The 10,877-nt window shown below is 58.2% G+C and carries 12 protein-coding genes; 10 read left to right on the forward strand and 2 right to left on the reverse strand.

Going from position 1 to position 10,877, the window contains the following annotated elements; genetic code table 11:
• Positions 1–7: 7 nt before the first annotated feature.
• From ACK4FZ_RS16950 to ACK4FZ_RS16975, 6 genes are all read left to right on the forward strand, one after another.
• A complete protein-coding gene (locus ACK4FZ_RS16950; protein WP_409823020.1) occupies positions 8–742 on the forward strand; it encodes a TSUP family transporter in 735 nt (244 codons plus the stop codon).
• Positions 743–775: 33 nt separating this feature from the next.
• Positions 776–1,897 (forward strand): Re/Si-specific NAD(P)(+) transhydrogenase subunit alpha, encoded by a 1,122-nt coding sequence (locus tag ACK4FZ_RS16955; protein ID WP_409823023.1) that lies wholly within the window; start codon positions 776–778, stop codon positions 1,895–1,897.
• Positions 1,898–1,908: 11 nt separating this feature from the next.
• Positions 1,909–2,205, forward strand: coding sequence for a proton-translocating transhydrogenase family protein (locus ACK4FZ_RS16960; RefSeq protein WP_409821920.1), 297 nt, complete (start codon positions 1,909–1,911; stop codon positions 2,203–2,205).
• Between the two features lie 12 nt (positions 2,206–2,217).
• Entirely contained in the window at positions 2,218–3,588 is a 1,371-nt protein-coding gene (locus tag ACK4FZ_RS16965; RefSeq protein ID WP_409821922.1) for an NAD(P)(+) transhydrogenase (Re/Si-specific) subunit beta, read from the forward strand.
• 120 nt (positions 3,589–3,708) lie between these two features.
• Positions 3,709–4,455, forward strand: a complete 747-nt coding sequence (tpiA, locus tag ACK4FZ_RS16970) for a triose-phosphate isomerase (RefSeq protein ID WP_409823025.1) — start codon at positions 3,709–3,711, stop codon at positions 4,453–4,455.
• 5 nt (positions 4,456–4,460) lie between these two features.
• Positions 4,461–4,853 carry a hypothetical protein gene (locus ACK4FZ_RS16975; RefSeq protein ID WP_409823028.1) on the forward strand — a complete coding sequence of 131 codons (393 nt, stop codon included), beginning with the start codon at positions 4,461–4,463 and terminating at the stop codon, positions 4,851–4,853.
• Positions 4,854–5,261: 408 nt separating this feature from the next.
• Here ACK4FZ_RS16975 and ACK4FZ_RS16980 read toward each other — a convergent pair whose 3' ends face one another.
• Positions 5,262–6,275 carry a LacI family DNA-binding transcriptional regulator gene (locus ACK4FZ_RS16980; protein WP_409823031.1) on the reverse strand — a complete coding sequence of 338 codons (1,014 nt, stop codon included), beginning with the start codon at positions 6,273–6,275 and terminating at the stop codon, positions 5,262–5,264.
• Between the two features lie 319 nt (positions 6,276–6,594).
• On the opposite strand from ACK4FZ_RS16980, the gene ACK4FZ_RS16985 reads away from it, so the two are divergent.
• The 4 genes from ACK4FZ_RS16985 to ACK4FZ_RS17000 are packed head-to-tail and all read left to right on the forward strand — an operon-like array spanning position 6,595 to position 10,032.
• Positions 6,595–7,563, forward strand: coding sequence for a fatty acid desaturase (locus tag ACK4FZ_RS16985; protein WP_409823034.1), 969 nt, complete (start codon positions 6,595–6,597; stop codon positions 7,561–7,563).
• Positions 7,564–7,618: 55 nt separating this feature from the next.
• The gene (locus ACK4FZ_RS16990) at positions 7,619–7,939 is read left to right on the forward strand and encodes a MocE family 2Fe-2S type ferredoxin (RefSeq protein ID WP_147686945.1); all 321 of its coding nucleotides are present in this window, start codon (positions 7,619–7,621) and stop codon (positions 7,937–7,939) included.
• A 13-nt stretch (positions 7,940–7,952) separates the two neighbouring features.
• Positions 7,953–9,203, forward strand: a complete 1,251-nt coding sequence (locus ACK4FZ_RS16995) for an FAD-dependent oxidoreductase (protein ID WP_206211366.1) — start codon at positions 7,953–7,955, stop codon at positions 9,201–9,203.
• On the forward strand, positions 9,196–10,032 hold the full coding sequence (locus ACK4FZ_RS17000) for a sugar phosphate isomerase/epimerase (RefSeq protein ID WP_147686949.1): 837 nt from the start codon (positions 9,196–9,198) through the stop codon (positions 10,030–10,032). The genes ACK4FZ_RS16995 and ACK4FZ_RS17000 overlap by 8 nt, the downstream gene beginning before the upstream one ends.
• 707 nt (positions 10,033–10,739) lie before the next feature.
• Here ACK4FZ_RS17000 and ACK4FZ_RS17005 read toward each other — a convergent pair.
• A partial coding sequence (locus ACK4FZ_RS17005) for an IS3 family transposase (protein ID WP_409823040.1) occupies positions 10,740–10,877 on the reverse strand: 138 nt, incomplete at its 5' end.

The following is a 10,877-nucleotide window of genomic DNA, read 5'->3' on the forward strand; positions in this document are numbered from 1 at the left end:
AGTTTGCATGGACGCCTACGCCTGGTCTTTGGCGCTGGTGGCAGCCTTCTGTGTCGGCCTGGGAAAAAGCGGCTTTGCTAGCGGGCTCGGCACCTTTGCCGCCCCTTTGCTGGCGGCCAGCATGCCCTTGCCACAGGCCGCCGCATTGCTACTGCCACTGCTTTTGTTGCTGGATGTTTTTAGCGTGTTGTTGTGGCTAGGCCAGCCGGCGCGGGCGATATGGCAACCATGGCTGTGGCCCAGTGTGCTGGGTGCGCTGGCCGGCGCGCTCCTGTTGGACTGCTTGCCTGCCGCGTATCTGTCGCTGTTGGTAGCGGCACTGTGCTTGCTGCTCTCTCTTGGGCCGGTGGGGCAGGACTGGCAGCGTCTGGCGCTACATGGGCCGAGCATGGCGGGATTGTCCGGTTTCGCTAGCATGCTATGTCATGCGGGCGGCCCGCCGCTCACCCTGCATTGTCTGGCACGTGGTCTGGAGCCTGCGCCCATGGCCTCGGCTTGCACCGTGTTCTTTTGCTTGCTCAATTTGCTGAAGCTGCCGGTATATATGCAGATGGATGGTCTGGGCAGTCAGCAGTGGCTATGGGCGCTGGCGCTTTGCCCGGCGGGTCTGGCCGGGGTCGTGGCGGGGGTAAAGCTTACCGGCCGGTTGTCGCCGAGCGCGTTTTACCGTGCCAGTCGCTTGGCTATGCTGATGGCATGTTCGGTCTTGCTGCATGACGGCTGGGAGCAACTGAGCGGTTGAGCCTGCATCATGATAAAGAGGGAAGGAAACTGAATGAATATTGCTATTCCAGCCGAAAGGCTGGCAGGTGAAACCCGCGTGGCCGCCACACCGGAAACGGTGAAGAAACTCGTCGCCATGGGTCACGCCGTGGTGGTGGAGCAGGGGGCCGGCCTGGCAGCCGCGCTGCCTGATGCGGCCTTTGCCGAGGCGGGGGCCACCTTGGCCGCATCGCGCGCTGCGGTGCTGGCGCAGGGCGACATCGTGCTGACCGTGCGCCCCTTGCCCGACGACGCTATCGCCGAGCTGAAAGACGGCGCGGTGCTGATCGGCCAGCTGGCGCCGTACCAGAACACCACCTTCCCGGCGCTGGCCGCCAAGAAGGTATCGGCCTTCGCCATGGAGCTGCTGCCGCGTACCACGCGGGCGCAGAGCATGGACGTGCTGTCCAGCCAGAACAACATCGCCGGCTACCGCGCGGTGCTGCTGGCTACCTACTACTACCCGCGTTTCATGCCGATGCTGATGACGGCAGCCGGTACAGTGAAGCCGGCCCGCGTGCTGATCATGGGCGTGGGCGTGGCCGGCTTGCAGGCCATTGCCACCGCCAAGCGCTTGGGGGCGGTGGTGGAAGCCACCGACGTGCGGCCGTCCACCAAAGAACAGGTAGAAAGCCTGGGTGCCAAGTTCATCGAGGTGCCGATGACCGAGGAAGAGAAGAAAGCCAACGACGGCGTGTACGCCCGCGAGATGTCGGACGACTACAAGCGTCGCCAGGCCGAGCTGGTGGCCAAGCACGCGCGCCAGGCCGACATCATCATCACCACCGCGCTGATTCCGGGCAAGAAGGCGCCCACGCTGATCAGTGCCGACATCGTGGCGGCGATGAAACCGGGCAGCGTCATCATCGACATCGCGGCCGAAGCCGGTGGTAACTGCGCGCTGACGGTGCCGGGCGAGGTGCAGCGCACCGACAACGGCGTCACCGTGGTGGGCGTGTACAACCTGCCGGGCCAGGTGGCGGCCGATGCCTCCAGCCTGTACGCCAAGAACCTGCTCACCTTCCTGTCGCTGATGCTCAGCAAGGAAGGCTTCACCCTCAATCTGGAAGACGACCTGCTGGCGGCCACCCTGGTGACGCACGACGGCCAGGTTCGCTTTGCAGCGGCCAACTAAGGAGACCCATCATGGTTGACCCGTTCATCACCAGTTTCACCATCTTCGTGCTGGCCGTGTTTGTCGGCTACCACGTGGTGTGGAACGTTACCCCGGCGCTGCACACCCCGCTGATGGCCGTGACCAACGCCATCTCCGGCATCATCATCGTCGGCGCCATGCTGCAGGTAGTAGATATCAATGGTAGCCAGATCACCGTGACATCGGTGCTGGGCACCATCGGTATTTTCCTGGCCAGTATCAACATCTTCGGCGGCTTCATGGTGACCCAGCGCATGCTGGACATGTTCAAGAAGAAGAAAAAATAAGGAATCGCACAGATGGAGAACGTATCCGCAATCCTGTACCTGGTGGCCGCCGTGCTGTTCATCCTGTCGCTGAAGGGGCTGTCCTCGCCCACTACCGCGATCCAGGGTAACCGCTACGGCATCCTCGGCATGTTGATCGCCGTGGCCACCACTTTCATGATCCTCGACAAGCCGGTGCTGGCGCTGATTGCCGGCGCCATCGTGGCCGGCGGCGCCATTGGCGCGTACAAGGCCAAGACGGTGGAAATGACTGGCATGCCGGAGCTGGTAGCTGCCATGCACTCGCTGGTGGGCCTGTCCGCGGTGCTGATCGCCGTGGCCGCTATCTTCCACACCGGTGTCGAGCACACCGGCGTGCAGAAGATCGAGCTGTTCATCGGTGCCTTCATCGGTGCCATCACCTTCACCGCCTCGGTGGTGGCCTACGGCAAGCTATCCGGCAAGTTTGGCGCCAAAGCGGTGAACTTCAGCGGCCAACACCTGCTGAACCTGGTGCTGGCGCTGGCGATGGTGGGCTTTGGCGTGGCCTACTTCTTCACCGATAGCCACGGCGCCTTCCTGATGATGGTGGCCATTGCGCTGGTGCTGGGTGTGACGCTGATCATCCCCATCGGCGGTGCCGACATGCCGGTGGTGGTGTCGATGCTGAACAGTTACTCCGGTTGGGCAGCCGCCGGTATCGGCTTCACGCTGAATAACCCGGTGCTGATCATTGCCGGCGCCTGCGTGGGTGCCTCCGGTGCCATTCTGTCCTACATCATGTGCAAGGCGATGAACCGTTCTATCGTCAGCGTACTGCTGGGCGGCTTTGGTGCCGAAGCGGCTGCCGGCGGCAGCGCTGACAGCGGGCCGAAGAACTACAAGTCCGGTTCTGCCGAAGACGCCACCTTCCTGATGAGCAACGCGGATAGCGTCATCATCGTGCCTGGCTACGGCCTGGCCGTGTCGCGTGCCCAGCATGCGCTGCAAGAGTTTGCCGAGCTGCTGCACCAGAAAGGCGTCAACGTGCGCTACGCCATCCACCCGGTGGCTGGCCGTATGCCGGGCCACATGAACGTGTTGCTGGCCGAAGCCGAAGTGCCGTACGAGCAGGTGCAGGAGATGGAAGAGATCAACTCCGACTTCTCCAATACCGACGTGGTGCTGGTGATTGGTGCCAACGACGTGGTGAACCCGGCGGCGCAGAAGGACAAGCAAAGCCCGATCTACGGCATGCCGATCTTGGAAGCGCACAAGGCGCGCACCGTGATCGTAGTGAAGCGCTCGATGAGCGTGGGCTACGCCGGTCTGGATAACGAGCTGTTCTACATGGATAAAACCATGATGGTGTTTGGCGACGCCAAAAAGGTAGTGGAAGACATGCTGAAGGCGGTGTCGCACTAAGCTGCGGCCAACCTTGGCACGATGTGGCCCAGGCGATGGGTTTCTCTCTCGACCGCTTTCGGGCGGTCTCTATTTATATATGGCATCACGGCCAGCGCCGTGATGCCGGCAGGAGTCGACATGCGTAAGAAGCTGGTCATTGGTAATTGGAAAATGAATGGCAGCTTGGCCCAGTGCCGAAGCATGCTGCCGGCACTGGCTGGCTTGACCGTGCCTAATGTGGATCTGGTGGTGGCGCCACCCGCTGTGTACTTGTCAGAAGCAGCTGGGTTGTTGGCCGGACGACAGTTGGCACTGGCGGCGCAGGACGTCAGCGCTCATGTGGCGGGTGCTCATACCGGTGAGTGTGCGGTGCCGATGCTGTATGAGTTAGGTTGCCGGTACGTGTTGGTGGGGCATTCGGAGCGGCGTAGCGCTCATGGTGAAAGCGATGCTGTTTGTCTGGCCAAGGTAAAGGCCTGTCTGGCCGGTGGGCTGATACCGGTGCTATGTGTAGGCGAAACCGGCATCGAGCGTGAGCAGCTTCGCACGCTGGAAGTGCTGCAACGGCAGCTAAGCGGTTTGCAGGGGATGGACCGCTTGGCCAGTGTGGTGGTGGCCTATGAGCCGGTCTGGGCGATCGGCAGCGGCAAGGCAGCAGCTGTGCGCGACATTGCTGAGATGCACGCTTTCATTCGTAGCCTGCTACGTGAATACGGTGACCGAGAGCAGGCCTGCCGTATTCTCTACGGTGGAAGCGTCACAGCGCGTAACGCCGGCGAAATCCTGCGTCTAAAAGACGTGGATGGAGCCCTTGTGGGTGGGGCGTCCTTGAGTGTGGATGGCTTTGCTGCCATCTACGCCCAGGCCGTGACGAGCCGTAGTTAAGCGCCATGGCTCCGTTGTTTTCACCAAGAGACTTGTTTTATCTTCAGCAGTTGGTGCGGCTGGAGGAAGCCAGACTCGGGCGTGCCACTGCTAGCGATATTTTCGAACTAGCCTGGTTTATCGAGCTGGCATGGTATTGCGGGCGAGTGAATTTTCGCGATCCACCTCGCCGTTTGCGTGAGTGCCGTGAGCGCATTCTGCCACCGAAACCAGGCTACATCGATGACGGTTATCTGGATGAGGATCTGTTTTCAGCCTTGCAGCAAGGAGTGATATGCGCGATGGGGGTATTGGACCGCTTTTCGCTCATCTATATTTCGGATGCGGCGCGTTACTTGAAACGGCGTCTGCAGGAAGCGTCATCTGGCACCCAGAGTGTGGCACCACAGCCTGTGTAGGCTGTGCAGGGTTGTCTTACCCTGTTTGTGCCTATTGCTTCTCATGGGAAGAGGTGTTCGGTCTGACTTGCGCCTCTTAAGGCGTGGCGATGTTTCCCCAATCTCAGAAGCGCTATATTTCAGCGTCCAAGGTTAATTTACCTGATTTCTCTGCGAGTGATTTGGCGTAGGTGGTTGGCTTCAAATGACCCGTGCTTTTTTGTGTCTTTGGTTGTTTTATTCCCTTCGCCCGCTTCTCATGACGACCTAAGCATGAATGGTGCGCTTTCAAATGTGGCGGCCAGGTATCAGGTGAATTACCGGACGGATAGCGGATTCATGGTGTTATGTACGGCATATGCGGTGAGTAAATTGCCTGCGTGAGAAGTCTGGACGCGGGTACTAATTTATCAGTGCCTCATAGCCTATTTATACGTTACCAAATGTATAGGTGATGAACGGTAGCGTACTCTGTAGTGAACCGTGCTGCGCCTTGTGCTGGATGGCTGTCAACATGACCTCTACCAACCGGCTGGCCAACCATTCCTGCGGGTGCGACAGCACCATGTTGATGCGCTGCTCGATGAGGGCTTGTCGCGTCACCGTGGTCAGGTCCAGGCACACCGTTACCAGTCCTGGTGGCGGGTTGCTGTTCTTTAGCGCCTGCAGTACCCCCTCAATCCCACCGCCGGCAATGTAAAGTCCGGTGAGGTCTGGATGCTGTTTCAGCAATTCCAGCGTCGCCACTTGAGCAAGATGAATGTCTTCTAGGCTGATCAGTGTTTCCAGGAGCTGGAATTTCGGCGCGAACTCGCGGAAATAGGAGCGGAAACTCATCTCGCTCTGTTCCTGGCACAAGTAGCGGTGGCTGCCCACAATCACACCTACCTTACCCGGTGCCGGTGCCAGTTCGGCAATTGCCCATGCCGCCGTACGGCCAACCTTTCGGTGGTCGATTCCAACGTAACCACTGCAGCTGTCGGCAGTCAGGTCAGAGATCAGCGCAAACACCGGGATGCCACAAGCAGTGATGTTGTCTATGGCTTGGCTGACTAGCGGGTGGTCAGCAGCCACTAGTGCGATGGCATCGACCTTCTTGCTCAGCTCGTACAGCTTGGTTACCACGTGTTCGGGTGTCAGCGCGTCCAGGAAAACCACCAATGCTTTGCCGGCTGGTTGCATCTGAGTTCGAGTTGCTTCCTCGAGGATGCTCCCTAACTCGCTGTAGAAATAGGTGCTGTTCTTTTGCAAGATGAATCCCAAGCGGTAGCCGGCGGTCCGTTCATCCAGCCGGTTACGTATCAAGCCCGCGCGCCGAAAACCTAGTTTGTCGGCGGCAGCCAGCACCCGTTCAGCAGTTTCTTGGTTGACGCTAGCCCGCTTGTTGATCACTCGGTCTACTGTTGCCACACCCACTCCGGCCTCACGGGCCACATCTTTCATTGTTGGTCCCATTTTACTTCGCCTTGATAGATTCTATCATTTTAAAAATGGCAATTATGATATTGCATGATGCTAAAAGTGATGACTGTATTGCATGCCAGTATTCACTGATTATACTGATATTAATCCTGATTAAGACTGATTTCGTCAAGTAATCGCTAACAGGATTATCAATACACTACACACATTGAGATGATAGATTATGATAGAAAAAAAGCTAGCGCGAGACTACAGTCTCGAAGGCCCGTGTGGCAAAGAGGCTGCTGCCAGAGGGTTGGTGTCGGCGCAATGGTTTGCCTGCACGGTGGACCGCAAACAGATGAAACAGCTTATGCAGCGTGATGATTGGCAGGCGCTGAAATACCTGGGTGGGTGGTTGCTGCTATTGATCGGCAGTGGCGTGCTTGCATATCACACCTGGGGCACACCGTGGGCTGTACCGGCCTTCCTTTTGTACGGCCTGCTGTACTCGGCAGGCGAGCACGGCTCGCATGAGCTGTCACATGGCACGCCATTCCGTACCGGCTGGCTGAACACATTCTTCTTCCAGCTCACTTCTTTCCTGGCGCTGCATGAAACCGTGTTCTGGCGCTGGAGCCATGCCCGCCACCACACGGACACCATCATCGTCGGCAACGACCGCGAAATTGCGTTTCCACGCCCGATCCGTCTGGCTGGGTTGTTTGCCGACTTCTTCTTCCTGAAGTCCGGCAGTATCGAGTTCCTGCGCACTATCCGCCACGCCTTTGGTAGCGTCAGCAGCGCCACACGCAGCTTCGTGCCAGCGTCGGAGATTGGGCGCATGATCCGTTCCAGCCAAGTACACACCCTGATCTATATCGCCACTATTGCTGCTTGCGTATACAGCGACAGCATTCTGCCAGCCATGTTCGTGGTGCTGCCGCGCTTTTACGGTTCGCCTCTGACCCAGGTGTTCAACATTACTCAGCATGCAGGCTTGGCTGAGAACGTGCTGGACCACCGCCTGAACACCCGCACCGTGATCTTCAACCCGCTATTCGCCTTCCTGTACATGAAGATGAACTACCACGTGGAGCATCACATGTTTCCGATGGTGCCATTTTATAACTTGCCCAAGCTGCATGCCTTGATACGGGACCAGTGCCCGCCAGCCAACCCGGGGCTGCTGCACGCCTACCGCGAGATCATCCCGGCGCTGTGGCGCCAGCGTTACGACCCTGACTACAGCATTCCGCGCCAGCTGCCACCAATGCCCGCAAGCCACAACGTTGCGGCCAACCCTGAAACCGTTCGCAGCTACGCCTGAGCCCAGACAAAAGCGCCGGAACCCGCCGGCGATGCACACACTGAGGAGACCCACCATGAGCCAATGGATCAATGCCTGTGAGATCAATGACATCGAGCAGGAAGATGTACTGCGCTTCGACCACGCCGGCCGCACCTATGCCATCTACCGCGCGCCGGATGACCAGTTCTACGCCACAGCAGGCACTTGCACCCATGAGAAGGTGCATCTGGCTGACGGTTTGGTGATGGACCACATTATCGAATGTCCAAAGCACAATGGCCGTTTCGACTACCGCAGTGGTAAGGCGCTGGGTGCACCGGTATGCGTAAATCTTCAGACCTATCCGGTCAAGCTGGATGCCGGCCGGGTGTGGATCGAGCTAGTAGATGCCTGAACGGAGCCTAGTGATGCACTACGTCGCCCCCATTATTATCGTCGGCGCCGGTCATGCCGGCGGCCGCGCTGCGTTGGCCCTGCGCGAAGCGGGCTACGCTGGCCCGCTACTGTTGATCGGTGAGGAGCTGCATCTGCCATACGAGCGTCCAGCGTTGTCCAAGCAGTTATTGCTGGATAGTCAGCCTGCCGATGATTGCCATATCGGCAGTGCTGAGCAGTACCAGTCGTTGGCGGTCGAAAGGCTGACTGGTGTGCGTGTCACCTCCATCCACCCGCAATCGCGGCATATCTGCCTGCACGATGGCCGAGAGTTGGATTACCAGCAGTTGCTGTTGGCCACCGGCGGGCGTGTGTGCCAGGTTAGCTTACCGGGTACCGATCTTGCCGGCGTGCAGTTGCTGCGCACGCTGGATGATGCGGCCGCCTTGCGGTCACGCCTTCACGCAGGTAAACGGCTGGTGGTGGTTGGCGGAGGCTTCATTGGCCTAGAGGTGGCCGCCAGTGCGCGTCAGCTGGGCTGCTCGGTAACAGTGCTTGAATCTGGTGACAGGTTGGCTGCTCGGGCGTTGCCGCCGTTGATCTCAGCCAGGCTGCTGGCACTGCATAGGGCGCGCGGGGTGGAAGTGCGTCTTGGTTGCCAAATCAAAGCCTTTCGAGGCGAAGGCAGTGTCAGCGCGGTGGAGTTAGCTGATGGTGAGCTGCTGCTCTGTGACACGGTGCTGGTGGGTATCGGCATTCAACCCAATACGGAGCTGGCGGCCGCCGCCGGACTTATTGTGGGCAACGGCATCCGCGTCGATGCCCGACTTCGTACCAGCGACACTCATATCTACGCAGTGGGCGATGCTTGTGAGTTTCCCTGCCGCATTAGTGGCCAGCATCAGAGGCTGGAAACCTGGCGCAATGCTGAGGAGCAAGGCCGTTACGTCGCGCGCAGTATGCTGGGTGCCGTAGACGTCTATGACGCTTTGCCATGGTTCTGGTCTGACCAGTTCGAATATAGCTTGCAATTAGTCGGACAGATCAAAGCTGCGGCCAACTGTGTGGCCCGAGTAATGCCTGATGAAGGCCTGCTGCTGTTTTATCTGGATGCGGCGCAGCGGCTGCAGGGTGCCTGCGGCTGGGGTGCTGGCAATGCGATTGCCCGCGACATCAAGCTGGCAGAGTTGCTTATCCGCAGTGGTAAGCAGCTGCCTGCCGACACGCTAGCCGATCCAGCCAGCAGTCTGAAATCCCTGCTAAAAGGAGTAGCCAATGTCTAAGCAGTTGCTGATTTTTCAATCTATGTGGGCGATGGAGCGCATTCATCCCCACGGCCACACCGCTAGCGTGGAGGACAACCTGCAGCAGCTGGCCGCCGCTGGTTTCGATGGCTTTACCGACCATTACTATCAGCGTGCGCATGTGCAGCGGCTAGCCTCTATTGCACGTGAGCTAGGCCTGCAGGTTGAAGGCCAGGTATTCCCAACGGACATCGATGGCCTCCAGCCGGCGCTGGAATTGGGCAGTGAGTTCGGCTGCCACCACATTACCATTCAGCCCGATCTGCGGCCTCGCACGCTGCGCGAGGCAATCAAGGTGCTGGAAGGTTGGCAAAAACTAGCGGAGCAAGTCGATTTTCCAGTGCTAGTGGAGACCCATCGTTATCGACTGACCAATGACTTGCTATTCACACTGGATGTGCTGGAGCAACTGCCCAACCTCAAATTACTTGCCGATCTTTCACACTACGTGGTGGCGCGAGAGTTGCCCCTGCCAATTACTGCCGAAGACCAGCGGCAGATGCACACCATTCTGGACCACAGTTGGGGTTTTCACGGACGAGTGTCTAATGGCCATCAGGTGCAGGTGCCTTTGCACTTTGCCCAGCACCAGCCGTGGCTACTGCAATTTCAGGAATGGTGGTCCTACGGCATGAAGAGTTGGCGCGCCCGGGCGGCGCCAAGTGAGACTTTATCGTTCACTTGTGAGCTGGGACCTGCACCGTATGCCATGACAGGAGTAGATGGGTTAGACATTACGGACCGTTGGCAGGAGTCACTGCTACTGAAGGCCACTGTTCAGCAGCTGTGGCAGGAGTGTGGCGCATAGCTCGCTAGAGCAAAGGTCTACGTAGGGGGGGGGCTCGATTTTGAGTCAATGGCCATGAATCGCCACCGTTTTCGTGGATGCCTCGTGCTCCTGAGATTCTAAACTAGGCGCTCAGCCTTCTCCCGTCACAAAATGACGGCCTTACTCGCCAAAATGTTGTACATGATCTGTGTTCTCAAAATGATCCGCCTTTATTACAGGCGATATGTTGCGCTGAGTAGACCTGCGAATGGAATTCATGGACTATGGTAGATGCGACGTCGACCCCACCGAGAGTAGCCGCAAGTCGTCGGCCAAAACGGACTTTGGCATGTGATATGAAAGGGACTGTTTACTGATTAGAAGAAACCACAAAAGTGGCTAGCGCACTGGTGGAGGTTCATGCCCCCTGATCTAGAAACTTTGGCCGCGATGGTGGATACTGAAGTAGCTCAAGAGACATCCAAGCGTGACTAGCGAATTCCTTATTGAGAGGTGTCATAACCATGATCCGAAGATTTAAGAAGCACCCAGTGGAAGAGGCGGATCCTCTAGACCACGAACAAAAGAAGATTAAGATTTTGCGGTGGTCTGGAGTCGGGTCACGACGAATCAAGCCTGCTACAGAGATAGACTCCCGTTTTAATCTTCCACTGGAGAAAAGAAGGTCGTTCAGTAGTACCTAAATGTCTAGTCCCGGACGATTGCGCTGAATCGCCCCGGCTTCTCTAGATACTCTTGAGCCGTTGGAAATACTGCTTCTCGTACTCTACCGGCGATAGCCCGTTTGCGGAACCATGCCGGCGCTTCGGGTTGTAGAACATCTCGATGTAATCGAAGATGTCTCGTCGGGCTTCCTCCCGGTC

Origin of the sequence: Vogesella sp. (assembly GCF_046297735.1) — a bacterium.
GTDB classification, from domain to species: domain Bacteria; phylum Pseudomonadota; class Gammaproteobacteria; order Burkholderiales; family Chromobacteriaceae; genus Vogesella; species Vogesella urethralis.

Coding starts and splice junctions, on each gene's coding strand:
- ACK4FZ_RS16985 (WP_409823034.1), top strand. CDS start 6,595: ATGAAACAGCTTATGCAGCGTGATGATTGGCAGGCGCTGAAATACCTG.
- ACK4FZ_RS16960 (WP_409821920.1), top strand. CDS start 1,909: ATGGTTGACCCGTTCATCACCAGTTTCACCATCTTCGTGCTGGCCGTG.
- ACK4FZ_RS16990 (WP_147686945.1), top strand. CDS start 7,619: ATGAGCCAATGGATCAATGCCTGTGAGATCAATGACATCGAGCAGGAA.
- tpiA (WP_409823025.1), top strand. CDS start 3,709: ATGCGTAAGAAGCTGGTCATTGGTAATTGGAAAATGAATGGCAGCTTG.
- ACK4FZ_RS16975 (WP_409823028.1), top strand. CDS start 4,461: ATGGCTCCGTTGTTTTCACCAAGAGACTTGTTTTATCTTCAGCAGTTG.
- ACK4FZ_RS16965 (WP_409821922.1), top strand. CDS start 2,218: ATGGAGAACGTATCCGCAATCCTGTACCTGGTGGCCGCCGTGCTGTTC.
- ACK4FZ_RS16950 (WP_409823020.1), top strand. CDS start 8: ATGGACGCCTACGCCTGGTCTTTGGCGCTGGTGGCAGCCTTCTGTGTC.
- ACK4FZ_RS16980 (WP_409823031.1), bottom strand. CDS start 6,275: ATGAAAGATGTGGCCCGTGAGGCCGGAGTGGGTGTGGCAACAGTAGAC.
- ACK4FZ_RS16955 (WP_409823023.1), top strand. CDS start 776: ATGAATATTGCTATTCCAGCCGAAAGGCTGGCAGGTGAAACCCGCGTG.
- ACK4FZ_RS17000 (WP_147686949.1), top strand. CDS start 9,196: ATGTCTAAGCAGTTGCTGATTTTTCAATCTATGTGGGCGATGGAGCGC.
- ACK4FZ_RS16995 (WP_206211366.1), top strand. CDS start 7,953: ATGCACTACGTCGCCCCCATTATTATCGTCGGCGCCGGTCATGCCGGC.